Genomic DNA, 15,911 nt, shown 5'->3' on the forward strand with positions numbered 1-15,911 from the left:
CGAGCCGTGGGCCTCCATGCCCACGGCGTCCACCACGGAGTCCGGTCCACGGCCGTCTGTGCGCTCCCGCAGTTCCTCGGCCACGCCGTCGTGCAGATCCAGGGCCTCAATGCCGTGGCGCTCGGCCATGGCCCGGCGCTCGGGGACCGGGTCCACGGCGATCACGCGGTAGCCCAGGTGGCGGCCGATCCGGGCCGCAAACTGGCCCACCGGGCCCAGACCCAGCACGGCCAGGGAGCCACCCTCTGGAACATTGGCGTACTGCACGCCCTGCCAGGCGGTGGGCACAATGTCTGAGAGGTAGAGGTAGCGCTCGTCCTCGCCGGTCTGCGGGACCTTGATGGGCCCGTAGTCGGCGTGCGGGACGCGCAGGTACTCGGCCTGCCCGCCGGGCACGGAGCCGTAGAGCCACGAGTACCCGAACAGGGCCGCGCCGCTGTTGTACCCGCGGACCTGGGTCGTCTCGCACTGGGACTGCAGCCCGTGCCGGCACATCCAGCAGTGCCCGCACGAGACGTTGAACGGGATGACCACCCGGTCCCCGGCCTTGATGTTCGTGACGGACGAGCCGACCTCCTCCACGATGCCCATGGGCTCGTGGCCGATGATGTCACCCTTGTCCATGAACGGGCCCAGCACCTCGTAGAGGTGCAGATCCGACCCACAGATGGCCGTGGAAGTCATCCGGACGATCGCGTCAGTGGGCCCCTGAATTCGCGGATCCGGGACCTCCTCGACGCTCACCGAGCGCTTTCCCTGCCACGTGAGTGCCTTCATAACACAATCTCCAGTTCTGTTACCCAGTATGCTGATCGTTCCAGTATGGTCACAGCACAGGACCGACCGTAAAGGGCCGCACCAGATCCGATTCCCGGTTGCGGGTCGCCCGGCGCCCAGTGCGCGGAAGGAGGTGGACGTCCGGATGCGCAACCAGCACGCCACCGGAACCGGCTCGGCCACGGCACCACGGGCCCGCACGCTCACCGACATGCTCATCGGGGCGGCCGCCGGGGCGATCGGAGTCTGGGCCATGGATCAGATCGGATGGGTGATGCTGCGCCATGAAAACCAGGAAACCCTGGCCCGCGACCTGCAGGCCCGCCCCACCGGCCACACGACAGGGGCAGACACCGCCGGCACCAGCCCCGCCGCGCAGACCCGCAGCGTTCAAGATGGCACCGGCGCCCATGACGGTGTTCCCGGGACGGGAACTGTGGGGATCCTGACGAAAGCCACCCAGGTCAGCGGGGTCAGCTCCCCGAACCAACACCCGGCACCGGCCGCGGTTATCTTCCACTTCTCACTCGGGATGCTGCCCGGAGCCCTCTACGGGCCAGCACGCCGGCGGCAACCATGGTTGCGCACCGGCAACGGCGCCCTTTATGGCCTGGCCCTGTTCCTGGTGATGGACGAGACCGCCGCGCCTGTGAGCGGCATCGCCTCCGCGCCGGGCCGGTACCCCTGGCAGGCCCATGCCCGGGGCCTGGTCGCCCACGTCGTGCTCGGCGTGGTCACCGAAACTCTGTTGCGGACCACCGAACGGTTCCGCTGGCTCCACACCGGCAAGGACTCTAAGCGTCTCCGGTGGCGCAAGCTCATCCCCGCAAAAATCGCTCACGGGGCACCAGCGGTGATTCGCGGAGGGGCTTGCTGACACGTCTCCTAACGGTTTACCGTGAAGAATGCTGACCAAAAAACTGACCCAGAACAAGCCTTCCCTGATGAACTCGCTCGCCCGCGGCACGGCCGCAGGAGTCGCCGGCACCGTGGTGATGACCGCCTTCCAGAAGTTCGTCGAGATGCCCCTGACCGGACGTGAAGACAGCTACGCACCGGCCGACTTCGCCGAGAAGATCCTGCCCGTCCACCCGGAGACCGAACAGGGACGCAAGCAACTGAACTGGGTGACCCACTTCGGGCTCGGCATCATGTGGGGCTCTGCCTACGCCCTCACCACCCGCACCGGACTGCGGGGGCCCAAAGCCGTGGCGGTGGCCTTCGCCACCGTCTACACCAGTGATGTCTTGCTCAACACCGCTCTGGGGCTCGCCAAGCCCACCACCTGGGACCGGCAGGACTGGACCATCGACCTGCTCGACAAGCTCGTCGTAGTCGCGGCCACCGGAGTGCTCTACGACCACGTCTTCGCCCCGACGCGCAGTTCTTAGCTTCGATCCACCAATCCGAGTTGAAATCGGGCCGGCCTGGGCGCCGGAGCTGCCGTCACCCACGGGACCATGGCCTTGCGGATTTTCGACGAAGCCTGACCTGCTCCAGGCGGTGTCGCGCCCCTGCCCGTTCGCGCGACCTTCGAGGAGGCGCCATGAATTCCGCCGAGCAGCACTCCCGCCACGAGCACCACCACGCCCTACCGGCTCCGTGCCCCGCTACGGCGCCCACCGAGCCAGGAACAGACACGTGAGCGTTTTGACCTTGCCTGTTCAGCCGCGGGCAGCCCGGATCCGGTGCAATTCTCGTACGGTCGGCGCCAGATCGAGGCTGGGGCCGTCGACGGGCACTCCAGGGGCGACGGTGTTGATGGGTAGGGCGGTGACCGGTGATAGCGGTGTACCGAGGTCGCGCAACCACTCGCCGAGTTGCGCCGAGGACAAGGCGTAGACGATACGCCCCAGCCCCACCCACGCGTGTGCGGCCGCGCACATCGGGCAGTGCTCGCCTGAAGTGTAGACCGTGGCAACTGCCCGTTGCCCCAAGGGGAGGTGGGCAGCGGCCCATCGGGCGATCTCGAATTCCGGATGACGGGTCTGGTCGCCGCCGGCGACCCGATTGCGGTCCTCGAACAGCACGGTGCCCTCCACCGAGACCAGCAGGGACCCGAACGGCTCGTCGCCAGCCTCGAGTGCCTCCCGTGCCAGCTCCACGCAACGCCGCAGATGTGCCAGATCAACCTCTGAGATACCCATGGGCAACAAGCCTAGCCTCGATCCACCGATCGGTCGTGAGCCATGGGAGTCGGCCCGGTGGAGGGCCAATCCGTGACCCGGGCGTGGTGAAGCGGCCGGCCTCGCGGGTCTGTCCAGTTTTCGGTGTAACTCTGATTGTTGATGTTCAGCGGCGGCCGGCGGAGAGTCGGCCGTCGAAGGTGTTCTCGAAAGCGTTGAGCGCTGCCTTCCAGCGTTGGGTCCAGCGGGCTCGGCCCTTGCCGGTCGGGTCGAGGGCCATGACGGCGAGGTAGACGCACTTGAGCGTGGCTTGCCCCTTGGGAAGTGGCCACGGGTTTCAGCGAAGACCGGTGGGGGTGCCGGCTTGTTCATCTGTCAGCCGTGGTTTCGCCTAACGGGCGGGCCGCTGCCTCCGCACAGCTGTCCGGGACCTATTGTGCCGTGACCGCTGCGGATTCTGTGGCGGTGCCGGATTACACATTGCAGGCGGACAGCCCAGTCATACTCGAGGCCCTAACCGTGCTTGGTCTCACCTGGGGCGGGCCAACGCGCTGAGCGGTGCTTCGAACATCGCATCCAATGAGAAGTTATCAGTCGCCGGTGCTGGTTCCGCGTTCGACGGCCGCAGGCTGCTTCAGCCTGATCTCAACCCCTGCAAAAGGGCTCCCGTGTGGATAAAAGCGACCCTGGCACCCTTCCCGGCGGCGGAGACAACATGCGTCCGTCTCCGGCATGTGGAACTGCCGGGACTGTAGGCTGTATGCCGACATGGCACAAGGGCACCCCATTGGCCCTGGGAACCACTACGGCAAGGAGCATTCATGGCAATTCACGAAAAGGATCAGCGGTCACCGGCACCCGGTGACCAGTCACAAACACCGGAAGTACCTTCTGCACCAGCCGTTTCCACACGCACCCGGACCTCATGGAACGCCACCGACCTGTCGCTGATCGCCGTCTTCGCCGCTCTGGTCGCAGCGTTCGGCCTCACACCCGCCATCCCGCTGGGAGGCGTCGGCGTCCCGATAACTCTGCAGACTCTGGCCATCATGCTCACCGGCGTCGTACTGGGCCCGGGCCGCGGCGCGGCCGCCGTGGGACTGTACGTGGCCGCCGGCCTGGCAGGGCTTCCCGTTTTCGCCGGTTTCAGCGGTGGACTGGGCGTCCTCGCCGGCCCCTCTGCCGGCTACCTGCTTTCATTTCCGCTGACCGCCGCCGTTGCCGGCTGGCTTGCGGCGATGGTCCTCAGGCACGCTAAACGGATGCGTTTTTTGCTGCTCTTTCTGGCCTGCATGATTGCCACCGCCGCTGTGAACCACCCCCTGGGTATCGCCGGGATGATGATGAACGCGAACCTGGACCTGGGCACCGCCATCGCTGCTGATGTCGTCTTCCTGCCGGGGGATACAGTCAAGAACCTGCTCGCCGCCGGCCTGGGGCTGAACGTCCATAAAGCTTTCCCCCGGCTGCTGCACCGTGGCGGCCTCTAGTGCCACCCCATCCATCACCGGAAGCCACGGCCGTGAAGACAGGAGAGCCAGCTGTGCAGATCCACGGAAAAACCATCGATGACGCGGCCCGGTGCATCCACTACCACACCGACAAGGACGTTGTGGCGATCATGTTCAAGTGCTGCAACAGGTTCTACGCCTGCTTCCACTGCCATCAGGAGTCCGAAACCCACCCCGTCCGGCGATGGCCTGAAACCGAATTCCACGAACAAGCCATCCTGTGTGGAGTATGCCGGGCGCAGATGACGATCACGGATTACCGCCGGACTTCCTCCTGCAACAACTGTGGTGCCGCCTTCAATGAAAACTGCAGGCATCACGCCGGCCTTTATTTTGACACCGGTCAACACCCCTCCGCTGCACAAAAGAGTAAAAGACCGCAAGACCCCCGGTCGAACGGCCTGTTTTGACGAACCCTTACCATAACCAATGCCAGCGCCGCGAATCCCGAAAAGGTTTTCGTGGCAACATCATGCCGAACATTTTCACGGAAAATAGTTGGGGTACTCCCCAGACTGCCAAGGACCGTGACTGGGAGCGAAAGCCCAGCGGGACTACCACTTTAGCGGTGCATCCGGCTGTTCATTAGTTTTGCCCCTGGGACATCGATCGTCGAAAGTGATGGCACATGCCTCCGTGGCGGGTTTGCGCCCGGGATACCTCATATAAGGGATTTATTCCCCTCTGCGGTTCTCACTCCCCAGGGTTGGACCAATTCCGGCTAATCCGCTCAGAATGCATAGGCCGGCCGCAGTGCTGAAGGCCATGCTGAAGCCCAGTTGGTCGATGAGTATTCCCACGAGGGCGGATCCCGACGCCTGGCCCGCAGCCAGGGCGATGAAGAGCAGCGAAGTTCCGGCGGCGGAGGAGTCCGCCTGGATGCGTCCGGCCCAGATAATTAGAACGGACGTTGCGGCGTTGAATGCAAAGCCGAACAGTGCAGAAGCGGCATAGGCCATGCTGATGGTTTGCGGGAACAGGCCAATGAATGCCGTCGCGGCACCAGTTCCTGTAGCGGTTATCAGCCAGCTGACCGTAATTGTGCGGCGGCTGAGCCAGCCGGCCAAGAGTGCGGCTGCCGCGCCACCGGCACCGAGAATCACCCATGCCCCTGCTGATGCCCGGACGTCAATTTGGCCAACTTGCTGTAAAAGTGTCCGGCCCTGGACCCAGACCGCGGCACTGCCGGCCCCCAGCGTGTAAGCACCGACGGCGGGAAGCCCGAAGGCCCGGATCCCGGTTCGGTTCCCGACGGTAGAGGCAGGAACCGTTTGTACCCGGGTGCGGGAGTCGGAGGTGAGGACCGAGCACATTGCAGCTAACGTGGCGGCAGCAACCAGGGCCCAGGCAAGCCGCCACGAGTCGGCAAGGACCAGGGCCAGCATCCCGGCAAAGGCGAGACCAAGGCCGTTGCCGGAATTCACCACCGTGTTCATCGAATTTTGGCGGGTGGAACGGATATTCCGTTCGATCAACTTGATCATCGCAGGTGAGGCGAAACCGGCCCCTGCGCCTGCGACCACAACGGATACACCGAGAACAGCCACATCGCCTGCAACAGCAATTCCCACACTGCCCGCAGCGGCAGTTGCACCCGCCGCTATGGTCACGTGCCGTGGTCTGTGACCCGCTTGAAAGTATGCGATACCGGCAGCGAGGCAAAACACCACCGAAGTCCCCGAGAAAATCAAGCCCGAAACCGTCGCCGATATAGCGAAAGTCTCCGCAAAAAACGGCAGGAACAATCCATAGCCCATCCGGACAAGACCATAGGTGGCCGCGATCAAACCCATGGCGGATGCTGCCAGGACAGCCGGACGCATCCGTGCACCCTGCTGTAACGACCGTTTCATTGTAACGCACGTTATAAGCTGTAGATATGGTTACGCAACCCCCACCCCGCGACCGGCTGCTCGACGCCGCCGACGCCCTGCTCTTCACCGCAGGAATCGCCGCCACACCGGTCGATGTCATCCTCAATAAGGCAAACACCGCACCCGCCACCCTTTACGCCCACTTCGGAAACAAAGATGGACTCGTCACCGAAGCGCTGCGACGCAGACTGACCATCTGGGACCGCGAATGGCAGACGTGCATAGAATCCGCTTCCGGAGACAACGAAAAACTCCTCGCCGTCTTCGCCGCACTGCGGGCCTACCGGTCCAAACACCTCGCAGCGCGCTGGTGCGGATTCCTCGGCACGGCAGCAGAGACCAACCAACACAGCAAAGAGCTCGAAGCTGTGCTCATGGACGAGACGAACCTGCTCACCTCACGGCTGCAGAAGCTGGCTGAACCCGTAGCCGGGGCCAACGCGGAAACCCTCGCAAAACACCTGGCCCTCATCGTCAGCGGCGTCCTGGCCATGATGCTCAGAGATTCACTCGAGAACGCCATTACTTCAGGTGAAGAAACCGCCCGGATCCTTGTCGACGCCTGCACCCCGAAAACTATGTAACCGGCACGTTTTGCCTAGGGGCAGACACCATGACGGCTCCCCTCAGATTCGGCCATCACGACCGACGTCGGACGCTGCCGGTCACGAACGCGGCGCACCAGCTGTGGACGAACACCCGCGTCAAGGATCTCTTGCCACACCGCTGTCACGGCAGAGGGCATATCCGGCGGTAGCCCCCGAGAAGGCCAGGGGCCTGGGTGTTCAACGAGCAGCCATGAGTGCGCACCCTCTGGAGCGGTGCCCTGCAACGGCTCATCGTGAGCAAATCGCATTGCGGCGCAACCGGCTCGGCCCGGCGGTTCTATTGTCACACTGACATCATAAGATGGAGTCTCCCGAGTCTTCGGTCGACGTGCTGTTCGGCTCTAATCCATCATCAATCCACCGTCAACCACCAGGTTCTGGCCCGTGGCGTACCGGGCCCAGGGCGAGACGGAGAAAAGGATGGCGTAGGTGATTTCGGCCGGGGGTTGCCACACCCATGTTCGGGGCTCAACCGCCCAATGGCTGCTGTCGAGGTCAGCGTCCGTCCCCCGCCAGTACGATGCTGCGCGATTCGGATCAATCACGAAATACTGCACTGGTCATGATCTTTTGCCGCCGCCTTGAGGGAGGGGACGCGTTCTATTCGGTGAGGATGACCGCGGTGGCGCCGACGTCGGGCCCGCCGAATTCAAAGCCCGCTTCGAGGGATACAAATTTTTCGAAGGTACCGATGAGTCCTCGGCAGTCGCCGGTGCAGGTCGCTTCGGGGTACAGGCTGTTGTTCCAGTTCAAGTTCGTATCACCGGTGCCGCCGAATTTTCCAGCCTTCGACGTGGAACGCGGCGAACCCATGATTTTTGTACCACCCGTTGGACCCTGAGAGCCCGTATTGCTCGTACAGGGGTATAAGAACGGTCTCATTTTTCATCGTCTGCAGCTGGGTGACGCAGTTTGAGGGGAAGTTGTTGCCCGTGGTCACCGGAGTTTGCGGATCGGCCACATCGACATCCACGGAGCAGGTGCCCGGTGTTTGTGAGAGCCAGCCGAATCCGCCGGGGATGGAGTGCCCTGTGGGCCCGACGCAGGTGACCGTTGTGTCGTAGCGGATCAGTTGACGGCCGGCGGCCAGGCCAAGCGGGAAGTTGCAGTGCGAGATTGCCATCGGCAATATGGCCGGCCCGCTGGAGGGGCTTCCCCATCCGGCTGTCGCCCTGGCGCCGATTTCGGAGCTGTCGATGCCCAGCACAGGGGCAACAGGTGTGCGAGTTCGTTTTCGCCGCCTGCGGTAAGGGTGCTGGTGGTCACGGTCACTGAGTCGCCTGCTACGGCGGGTATGGCGGATGCTTTGCCATCGTTGGCGTTCAGCCCGGCAAGCGTGGTGGCCGTGGTGTTAATACCTCCGCATTCTCCGGCCGCGCACTGCTGGGCGATACCGAGGGCAGCTGCGTCGGCACCGTTCTGCAGTTGCGCTTTTTCCCAGTACATCGCCGCGACATCTATAACATACGCGGTGAACCCGGGCAGCACCACCATCAGCAACGCAACGATCACGGCGACTGCTCCGCGCTCGTCATCCGTATCCGCACGTTTCAAATCTTCTCCGCAATAGGGCCCAAACGACCGCTTCGGATGCTCCGGCCGCGTCACGGAGCTGACAGGTCGTTGAGTACTTCTCCAAGCGCGCCCGCTTCATGCACCAAATCAGAGATGTCCTGCCGTGCTTCACAAAACTATCCTGCCCGAACCTGCCGTTCAATCCGCAGGCATCTGTTCTCCACTCGGGGCCCGCCGATCATGGAGGAGGAGATAATGCTGTTTACCCTGTCTGGCAATGAACCGAGGAAGTCCCTCACAAATATGAGTCTTGCGTAACTGTTTCCGAGTTCGCTGCTCAATGATTCGAATCTAAAGAGATCAACAGGACCTGGCCCCAGGGCCGGCAGAAGGCTTGCAATGGGCATGTCTTTTCCTTCATATGGAACTGATGGAGCTTCGGTGCTGATCAGCTGCACTGGCCTCTGTGTTCGGCAGTTCAGGGACGGTCCTGTTAGGCGCCCGCGTCCACCAGCGGCTCTTGTGTTTGCTGTTCTGGTTGCTCGGCGCCTGTGCGGTAGCGGTAGGTGGTGTTTTCGTCCTGGACGATGAAGGTCTCGACGTCGCTGCGTGCCCAGTGCAGCACCAGCAGGCCGTATCGTTCGGCAAGTTTGGCCAATGTGGCGAAGGTGGTGACGTCGATGATTGGTCTTCCCTGCGGTGCGGTCATCGGGTGCACCTTTACCAGCAGTGCGGCGTAGCGGCGGCGGATGATGGCTCCTTCATCGGCCGGGGTTCTGCGCCGGGCGGCCACGAGCAGGACGGTGCTGACGAGTATTGACGTCAGCAGCAGGGCCGCTGAAATGATCCGTGCCGTGGCGGCGGTGAGGTTCCAGCTCTCAGGCCCGACTGTCCGTGGTACAAGGCCCGGCTCCCCGGCGGTGTCTTCGCCAGTGACGGTAAGCGCTTCCACCCCACCGTTCACGGCCAGCTGTAGGGGTGTCATGTTCAGGTTCAGGGCTGGCTCGAATTTATGCCCTGTTGCCGTCTCCACCTTCGGGGTGACGGCGATGGAGAGCTGCCCGGCTGGAAGTCCGGTGACTTCAGCCGCTGCCTGGGCCTTGGCCTCAAGCGCCTCCAGATCCAGTTGAATGGTTCCGTCGTACCTGTCACTGGTGAATGATTCCGGCGCGGCCAGTGGGATGGTCGAATTCCATCCTCCGGGGCTCGACAGTTCGGCGGTCACTGTCACGTCGCCGGGTTCGCCCCTATAGGAGAAGTGAACATCGATAGTATCGATGAGGTTGCGGAAGATCGGCTGCGGGGACTCGACAGTAGTGTCGTCATAGGCCGGGCCCGGTTTGACGTCGGCGGTGTAGGAGAACACCATTCGTGCATCGTTGGTTGGTTCTGCCGCTGAGGAATGCTCCAGTGGCCCGGTCCAGGCCGGCACTGCCAGTGCGGCGCCGAGGGCTGCGATGAGAACGGTGGTGCCGGCGGCGGCCTTCAGCGTTGGTGTGAGGGGTCCCAGCGCCGTGACCGGGCTGGATCCTGTGGTGGTGTGCCGGGACATTAGGGTTTTCCTTCGTCGTTTGCGTGCGCGCCGTGTCATGGCGGTGCCACCGCCTGCCAGCAGCGCGAAGGCGGCCAGGGCCAGCATGGGCGGACTCGTCAGGCGCTGGAGCCAGACGCCGCCGTGGGGAATATGCAGAACCGCCCGGCCGATGAGCTGGTCCGCGGACGGGCGCATCACGTCGATCGACTGGCTGTTATCACCCTTGATCACGAAACCGTCTGCGTCACCGTCAATAATGCGGTGCAGGACCACGTTGCCGTCCTCAGGCATCCGGTAGGCGACGATCTGCCCCACCGCATAGGACGGTGCCGGGATCACGAGAACCAGATCTCCGTGGTAATACACCGGGTTCATACTGGTTCCGTCGGTGGACACCACAGCAGCGTGACCACCTGCAAGCACTGCCGTACCAATAGCCAGCAAGGCGGCAACCCCCGTGAGGGCTCCTGCCAAAAGGCGGCGGAAAAACCGGTTCAGCATAATCGTGGACCCTTATTGACTAACGGTGGAAGCACGGGGCATGACCCGCTGCTGCGGACGGGTCATGCCCCGTGCTGGAACTGGATACCGGATTAGCTGGCAGTAACGGCCAGGCTGGTCAGACCGGTGTAGCCCGTTTCCGTGACAGTGGTGGTCGTCGTGTCCTCCGCGAAGGTACAGGTGGAGGCGTTGGCCACAACATCGGTGCAGGAGAAGGTACCGCCGGATCCACCTGACGGTGCGGCGGCGACTTTGACCCCGTCAGCAGTGTTGGTGAAGGCCAGAGTGATGCTGTTGACCTTAGTCTTAGCGTCGGCGTCGGCGAATGCGTAGTCGACTGCTGCCAGGGTGGCACCGGTGACGCTCTGACTGACCTGACCGCCGATGAACTGGGTTGTCGGGGCGGTGGTGGCCAGACCGGTGCCGGTCAGTGCCGTCCCGCCGGCGAAGGCCAGACCCGCAACGGCAACGGCGGTGATGAGCTTGCTGGATTTCCTCATGGTGGTTCTCTTTCGTTTTTTGATAGCCCGGGAAGCCCAGACGGGCTCCGGCTTTACTTCCCCGGCCAAGACCGGATGTGTTATTGCCGGTGGGTTTGCTGCTTACTGCTGAAGGTTCCAGCACCGATTTCCCCCGGAACTGGGTTCTGCTTCCCCCCGCTGCACATATGGACTTTTCATCTGCCCGCGCCGCACCGACACTTCGAAACTAACAGCGCATTTGCCCGAAAACTGCGACCTTCGACGAAACCGTCAAAAGGCTGGCAGCAGTCTGCGGTTCCTGTGCCTTACCTGCCGAAATGCCGCAAGAGACTCGCCCCGTGTCCCGGCAGAGAGCGCCTTACCGCGGATGGCGAAAGTGCCTCACCACTTGCCGATTGGTCCTTGGCCGCAGAAAGGGGGCGCGGGAAGCGCAACCGCAATGTTTGGGCAGGATTTGCTCAACTTCAGGGTTTTCCCAACATGGGAAAAGTACTCTGAACGAGTATTCTTTTCGCTGCCAACACCCGAATAAGGACGGTGCTTTTAATGTGGGTACCTTCCACGCTGATCCAACACGCGGACCGGCAATGACCGTGGCCTCTGCCGAAAACCGTCGCTTCGTCGACGCAGCCGTCCTTCAGGCTTTCGAAAATGAGATTGGTGACCCCGTCATTGCGAGGGAGTTTGTGCGGGACTTTGTCGGAGTCTGGGCAGACCGGTACGAGAAGTTAGCAACCGCTGTTGCCCGCCGGGACCGGGCGGCGGCCCTCGATGCTGTGCTGAGCATCAAGATCACTTCCCTCATGCTTGGGGCCGCGTTGTTGGCCGAACTCGCCTCCGATCTGGAGGACCTGATCCGCCAGTCGGACATGGATGGTGCCATCGCAGGGATGCCCCATTTACTGCTGTGCGGAAATCAGACAGTTGAAGTGTTGCGCAATGAGCAGCTGTGACGTTCGCACCTAAGAACAGCGCACCTTACATCCGGGCCCCGGGCACCACGCGGTAACCGACACCCCGTACGGTCAGCAGCCTCCGGGGTTGCTTTACATCCTCACCGAGCTTGCGCCGCAGGTTACCGATATGGACATCGACGGCACGCTCATCGGCTTCACTGATATAGGTGTCCTCCCCGTAATACTCACCCCGGACGGCCCTGACCAAATCAGCTTTGGTCCGCACCGTCCCGGCATGGAGTAATAGTTCATGAAGCAGATCAAATTCGCTTCTGGTCAAATTCACCTCCCTGCCCTCGACGGTGGCAGAGCGTATCTGTGGGAACAGAGTGATTCCGTTACATTTCAATACAGCTGCCCCGTCGGCCTGCCCTGTTGCCTGAGCAGCAGCGGGAGGACTTTGTTCCATCTGCGGGCGGGGACGGCGTAACATCGCCGTTATTCTTGCCCGTAGTTCACGTGGCCGGAAAGGTTTCGTTAAATAATCGTCAGCCCCCGAATTCAAGGCAGTCAGCATGTCGATTTCATCCCGCAGGGCGGTGATCATAATGATGTAACAATTACTGAATTGACGGATCTGCCGCAGGACTTCATAACCGTCCATATCCGGAAGACCGACATCCAACGTCACAATGGTGGGGTCGTTGCCGCGCGCGGCTTTCACTCCCTCACGGCCTTCCTCAACGGAATACACCTCGAACCCCGACTGCCTCAACACGGCGTCCATCAGGTGACGGACATCGGGATCGTCCTCAATTACCACAGCCACTCCGGGATCGCTCATCTTCCCTCTCCATCAGAAACGCACCTGAATTATTAGTAAAAAACGTTATTCCCAATAACCCGGTAACCGTAATGACTACACTTTCTCAATTCCAAGGAACCATAATGAGCCTATGCGCCGAATTTCACTGGGGGAAGGGGTACGAAACAAATACCGGGACCCGACCGTACGGGCACGACCATATGTGAGGGATCCCCATATCCCTGTGTGGCGGCAGCTTTTCCCGGGGCCGGGTCTGCGCAGACAGGTCTTCCTGTGCCAGCTTCCGTTTTCACTGATAAGCGCCATTACCGCAGTCATCCTTCATGTTTTTCGCCCGGATCTTCTCGAAAGCCCGGCACTACAACTGTGGCTGCTCCTTCACCTTGTCCTGCTTTGCGTTAGTTTCGCCCTGCCCTGGGACAGACTGTTTCACGGAGCCGTTCTTGCAGTTCCCATCGCAGATTTCTTCGCCATCGCATTGTCCGGTGCCGCCGCCGCAGAAGTGATTGCCGCATGGGGCCTGCTCGCCGTTTTCCCGGTGGTGTGGCTATCCGTTTCGGGGCTAAAACTCAGAACGAGTGCAGTCTTGAATTTTATCGGGCCCCTGATAATCGTCTCAGCATTCGTCTTTATGCCACCCGGCCCTCCAGCGTCGGAAGAGCTGACCACGGCAGTGCTGATCCCGTTGGCGACGCTTGCCCTGACGCTGACCATTCACTTCGCCGGCGGCAACAAGGTCATTCAGCAGCGGGATATGGACACGGAGTCCCTTGAATCACTGTCCAAAGCCGGCACCATGCCCGAACGGCAGCTTCCGGAGGTGTTTAACAACATGGCTGTTGGCGTCACCGTCGTGGATGGAAACGGCACCATATTGTTGATAAACCGTCAACAACGTCTTATCGACCAACTGGCCGGTCCCGAGGGCAATACATCCCATTGCCTGCGGCTTGTATTCGACGCCGGCCGGTCCAGCTGTCTCCCATTCGACGAACACCCCATCAACAGGGCAGTCAGAGGTGAGTCCTACTCAAATTATCTACTGTGGTTTGGGGCAGACGAAGACCGGCGGGCAGTCTCTGCCACGGCACGCACATTCAGCGACCCTGATGACGACGGTGCTGCCGAATCTGTCATTGTCTCTACCGATGTCACTGACCTGGTCAACGGCGTAAAGGCCAGGGACGACTTCATCTCAACGCTCGCCCACGAACTACAGACACCACTGACGTCCATCCTCGGCCACCTGGACCTTGTCCTCGAGGACGAAAAGGAAATATCGCCCCAGGCGAGGGAACATCTCCACGTCGGCGAAAGCAGCGCCGAACGACTGCTGGCACTGGTTTCGGAGATCCTCGACACCGCTTCCGGTTCCCTTGCAACCCACCCCCGACCGACCGATGTGGCCGGGATAATAAGAACAAGGGTTACCTCTATATCAGCTCCCGCGCAGAAAGCCGGAATCACTCTCGTTCAAGATGTCCCGGACAGCCTTCCGGCATATGCGGATCCATTAAGAATCGGACAGGTACTGGACAACCTGATTTCAAACGCGATTAAGTACTCCCGCGACGGCGGCGCAGTCACTGTGCGGGCATACAAGACAGACGGTTACATCCAGCTCGAAGTCGAGGATCAGGGAATCGGCATCAGCGAATCCGAAATCAGTCAGATCTTCTCCAAATTCTTCCGCAGCAGCTCCACGCGCACCACAAAGATACCCGGCACCGGGCTGGGGCTTCCCATCGCGAAAAACATCGTGGAGAATCACCACGGAACCATCTCATGCACCAGCGAACCCGGCACCGGAACAAAGTTCACCGTAAAACTCCCCATCGGGCTGCCACCACCAAATCAAGGTCAAGACCGATGACAAGGATGTCCATCCGGAAAGGATAAGCGACCGCCTACACCCGGCATCACGAGGGGCGAGCCCCTCCTCCCAACCCGGACTCTTCGACGACACGGCATAGGTCCCTACGCTTTTCCAAACGGCAACCTGTCACGGCCAAGGCGGCGACGACCGCCAGCGAAAGCGAAGCCTTGCGGGTATTCGCGTTCATGTCCCTTTTCTCGGCCAGCGCCGTTTTCCGGCGGCGTCGCACTGTGATTATCTAAAGCCGGTGATGGCGTTTCCGCTGGTGATAATTATGCGTGGATCCATGCGGCAATCGAGAATTGCGTGGGGTCCTCCAAGGAAACAGGGCACAAAGGCCCCTCCAGGCTTTATGGATGCGGGTGGGTAACGTTTTTCGAGGTGCGGCCCTGACATCCCTTATCGGAGGCACTGTGGGAGGATCGGGCGCATGGAGTCCCGGACCTCGTTTTCTGCACTGATAAGGCAGAAGTCGTATCGGCGCCTGTGGGTTGCCCGGACGGTTTCACAGTGGGGCGATGCGTTCAATACCGTCGCGCTGGCGCTGCTGGTGTATTCCCTCACTGGGACCGGTCTTGGAGTCTCGGGGGTGGTGATTGCAGAGATCATTCCGGTCTTGCTGCTTGCTTCCTTTGCCGGCCCTCTGGTGGACCGCCTGCCGCGGGTGTCTGTGATGATCGCCGCGGATCTTGTCCGGGCAGCCCTGGCTTTCTCCCTCCCGTTCCTGGACGGCAGTGTCTTTGCGGTGTACGCGGTGGCTTTCGGCCTGTCTGCCGGTGCCGTTTTCTTTAACCCAGCTGCGCAGTCAGTGTTGCCCTCCCTGGTCCGGGAACGCGACCTGGTGGTGGCAAACAGTGGGTTGTGGACTGCCGCCGTAGTGCCGCAGGTCGTTTTCGCCCCGCTGGCCGGCGTCGTGGTTGCCGCGTACGGGTACGACTGGGCGTTTTGGATCAATGGATCCAGTTATCTCGCTTCGGCCGCCGCCCTCCTCCGCCTGAAAGTCACTGCTGCGGCACCGGTCGGACCTTCGTCCTGGTACCGGGACGCGAAAGAGGGATTATCCATGCTTGCCAACCACAGGCTATTGCGGTCTCTGGCCGGCGCGCAGTTCCTTGGCGCCCTTTCGACCGGGGCAACTGGTGCCCTCCTCGTCGTCCTGGCCAGAGAGCACCTGCAGCTGGGCGAGGCAGACTACGGCCTGTTGCTCGGTGCCATTGGTATCGGCGCCGCGATTGGGCCGGCCATCCTTTCGCGGCTTACTGACAATCCTCGGCGGGCGGGGTTCGTACTCGGTCCCTTCGTCCTCCGTGGAATAGTCGACGGAGTGCTGGCGACGGTCACCGGCCTGATCCCGGCAATGGCGGCCCTGGTCGTGTACGGCCTCG

General features: G+C 61.9%; 17 protein-coding genes and 1 pseudogene. 8 read left to right on the forward strand and 10 right to left on the reverse strand.

The window, feature by feature from the left end:
• Positions 1-777 (reverse strand): alcohol dehydrogenase catalytic domain-containing protein (locus tag Y707_RS32865; protein WP_035781767.1); only part of this gene is annotated, 777 nt, incomplete at its 3' end.
• Positions 778-922: 145 nt separating this feature from the next.
• Here Y707_RS32865 and Y707_RS26050 point away from each other — a divergent pair.
• Both Y707_RS26050 and Y707_RS0113625 read left to right on the forward strand, forming a co-directional pair.
• On the forward strand, positions 923-1,654 hold the full coding sequence (locus Y707_RS26050; protein ID WP_051442005.1) for a DUF1440 domain-containing protein: 732 nt from the start codon (positions 923-925) through the stop codon (positions 1,652-1,654).
• A 28-nt stretch (positions 1,655-1,682) separates the two neighbouring features.
• Complete coding sequence (locus Y707_RS0113625; protein WP_051442006.1) at positions 1,683-2,168, forward strand: hypothetical protein; 486 nt, start codon at positions 1,683-1,685, stop codon at positions 2,166-2,168.
• A gap of 273 nt (positions 2,169-2,441) precedes the next feature.
• Here the strand turns inward: Y707_RS0113625 and Y707_RS0113630 are convergent, their stop codons facing one another.
• Together Y707_RS0113630 and Y707_RS29915 are read right to left on the reverse strand one after the other, a co-directional pair.
• Entirely contained in the window at positions 2,442-2,924 is a 483-nt protein-coding gene (locus Y707_RS0113630) for a nucleoside deaminase (protein WP_026535498.1), read from the reverse strand.
• A 145-nt stretch (positions 2,925-3,069) separates the two neighbouring features.
• Positions 3,070-3,236, reverse strand: a pseudogene (locus Y707_RS29915) (IS256 family transposase); the annotation flags it as partial.
• Positions 3,237-3,724: 488 nt separating this feature from the next.
• On the opposite strand from Y707_RS29915, the gene Y707_RS26055 reads away from it, so the two are divergent.
• The gene (locus Y707_RS26055; RefSeq protein ID WP_051442007.1) at positions 3,725-4,393 is read left to right on the forward strand and encodes a biotin transporter BioY; all 669 of its coding nucleotides are present in this window, start codon (positions 3,725-3,727) and stop codon (positions 4,391-4,393) included.
• Between the two features lie 131 nt (positions 4,394-4,524).
• Positions 4,525-4,824, forward strand: a complete 300-nt coding sequence (locus Y707_RS29920) for a CHY zinc finger protein (protein ID WP_253905177.1) — start codon at positions 4,525-4,527, stop codon at positions 4,822-4,824.
• A 264-nt stretch (positions 4,825-5,088) separates the two neighbouring features.
• Here Y707_RS29920 and Y707_RS26060 read toward each other — a convergent pair whose 3' ends face one another.
• On the reverse strand, positions 5,089-6,237 hold the full coding sequence (locus Y707_RS26060) for an MFS transporter (protein WP_051442008.1): 1,149 nt from the start codon (positions 6,235-6,237) through the stop codon (positions 5,089-5,091).
• A 56-nt stretch (positions 6,238-6,293) separates the two neighbouring features.
• Here Y707_RS26060 and Y707_RS0113655 point away from each other — a divergent pair, with 56 nt between their 5' ends.
• The gene (locus Y707_RS0113655; RefSeq protein WP_026535500.1) at positions 6,294-6,872 is read left to right on the forward strand and encodes a TetR/AcrR family transcriptional regulator; all 579 of its coding nucleotides are present in this window, start codon (positions 6,294-6,296) and stop codon (positions 6,870-6,872) included.
• A 365-nt stretch (positions 6,873-7,237) separates the two neighbouring features.
• On the opposite strand, the gene Y707_RS0113660 is transcribed toward Y707_RS0113655, so the two are convergent.
• The 5 genes from Y707_RS0113660 to Y707_RS0113680 form a co-directional block, all read right to left on the reverse strand.
• Positions 7,238-7,441, reverse strand: a complete 204-nt coding sequence (locus tag Y707_RS0113660; RefSeq protein WP_155852982.1) for an SDR family oxidoreductase — start codon at positions 7,439-7,441, stop codon at positions 7,238-7,240.
• 55 nt (positions 7,442-7,496) lie between these two features.
• The gene (locus Y707_RS29065; RefSeq protein ID WP_026535502.1) at positions 7,497-7,709 is read right to left on the reverse strand and encodes a hypothetical protein; all 213 of its coding nucleotides are present in this window, start codon (positions 7,707-7,709) and stop codon (positions 7,497-7,499) included.
• 255 nt (positions 7,710-7,964) lie between these two features.
• Positions 7,965-8,450 carry a pilus assembly protein TadG-related protein gene (locus tag Y707_RS29070; protein WP_026535503.1) on the reverse strand — a complete coding sequence of 162 codons (486 nt, stop codon included), beginning with the start codon at positions 8,448-8,450 and terminating at the stop codon, positions 7,965-7,967.
• A 454-nt stretch (positions 8,451-8,904) separates the two neighbouring features.
• A complete protein-coding gene (locus Y707_RS26070; protein WP_051442009.1) occupies positions 8,905-10,446 on the reverse strand; it encodes a signal peptidase I in 1,542 nt (513 codons plus the stop codon).
• Between the two features lie 92 nt (positions 10,447-10,538).
• Positions 10,539-10,946, reverse strand: coding sequence for a hypothetical protein (locus tag Y707_RS0113680; RefSeq protein ID WP_026535504.1), 408 nt, complete (start codon positions 10,944-10,946; stop codon positions 10,539-10,541).
• Positions 10,947-11,515: 569 nt separating this feature from the next.
• Between Y707_RS0113680 and Y707_RS26075 the strand changes: the two genes are divergently transcribed.
• Positions 11,516-11,881 carry an Hpt domain-containing protein gene (locus Y707_RS26075; protein WP_051442010.1) on the forward strand — a complete coding sequence of 122 codons (366 nt, stop codon included), beginning with the start codon at positions 11,516-11,518 and terminating at the stop codon, positions 11,879-11,881.
• Between the two features lie 25 nt (positions 11,882-11,906).
• Here Y707_RS26075 and Y707_RS0113690 read toward each other — a convergent pair whose 3' ends face one another.
• Positions 11,907-12,668, reverse strand: a complete 762-nt coding sequence (locus Y707_RS0113690; protein WP_026535505.1) for a response regulator transcription factor — start codon at positions 12,666-12,668, stop codon at positions 11,907-11,909.
• A gap of 112 nt (positions 12,669-12,780) precedes the next feature.
• Between Y707_RS0113690 and Y707_RS0113695 the strand changes: the two genes are divergently transcribed.
• Positions 12,781-14,523: a PAS domain-containing sensor histidine kinase gene (locus Y707_RS0113695; protein ID WP_081744872.1), complete on the forward strand. Its 1,743-nt coding sequence runs from the start codon at positions 12,781-12,783 to the stop codon at positions 14,521-14,523.
• A 433-nt stretch (positions 14,524-14,956) separates the two neighbouring features.
• Positions 14,957-15,911 (forward strand): MFS transporter (locus Y707_RS26080; RefSeq protein WP_035781768.1); only part of this gene is annotated, 955 nt, incomplete at its 3' end.

The organism is Arthrobacter sp. H14 (assembly GCF_000520495.1).
Taxonomy (GTDB): Bacteria; Actinomycetota; Actinomycetes; order Actinomycetales; family Micrococcaceae; genus Arthrobacter_C.

Bases quoted from the DNA above. Each gene is read 5' to 3' on its own strand.
- Y707_RS26050 (WP_051442005.1), top strand. From the start codon at position 923: ATGCGCAACCAGCACGCCACCGGAACCGGCTCGGCCACGGCACCACGG.
- Y707_RS0113625 (WP_051442006.1), top strand. From the start codon at position 1,683: ATGCTGACCAAAAAACTGACCCAGAACAAGCCTTCCCTGATGAACTCG.
- Y707_RS0113630 (WP_026535498.1), bottom strand. From the start codon at position 2,924: ATGGGTATCTCAGAGGTTGATCTGGCACATCTGCGGCGTTGCGTGGAG.
- Y707_RS26055 (WP_051442007.1), top strand. From the start codon at position 3,725: ATGGCAATTCACGAAAAGGATCAGCGGTCACCGGCACCCGGTGACCAG.
- Y707_RS29920 (WP_253905177.1), top strand. From the start codon at position 4,525: ATGTTCAAGTGCTGCAACAGGTTCTACGCCTGCTTCCACTGCCATCAG.
- Y707_RS26060 (WP_051442008.1), bottom strand. From the start codon at position 6,237: ATGCGTCCGGCTGTCCTGGCAGCATCCGCCATGGGTTTGATCGCGGCC.
- Y707_RS0113655 (WP_026535500.1), top strand. From the start codon at position 6,294: ATGGTTACGCAACCCCCACCCCGCGACCGGCTGCTCGACGCCGCCGAC.
- Y707_RS29065 (WP_026535502.1), bottom strand. From the start codon at position 7,709: ATGGGTTCGCCGCGTTCCACGTCGAAGGCTGGAAAATTCGGCGGCACC.
- Y707_RS26070 (WP_051442009.1), bottom strand. From the start codon at position 10,446: ATGCTGAACCGGTTTTTCCGCCGCCTTTTGGCAGGAGCCCTCACGGGG.
- Y707_RS0113680 (WP_026535504.1), bottom strand. From the start codon at position 10,946: ATGAGGAAATCCAGCAAGCTCATCACCGCCGTTGCCGTTGCGGGTCTG.
- Y707_RS26075 (WP_051442010.1), top strand. From the start codon at position 11,516: ATGACCGTGGCCTCTGCCGAAAACCGTCGCTTCGTCGACGCAGCCGTC.
- Y707_RS0113690 (WP_026535505.1), bottom strand. From the start codon at position 12,668: ATGAGCGATCCCGGAGTGGCTGTGGTAATTGAGGACGATCCCGATGTC.
- Y707_RS0113695 (WP_081744872.1), top strand. From the start codon at position 12,781: ATGCGCCGAATTTCACTGGGGGAAGGGGTACGAAACAAATACCGGGAC.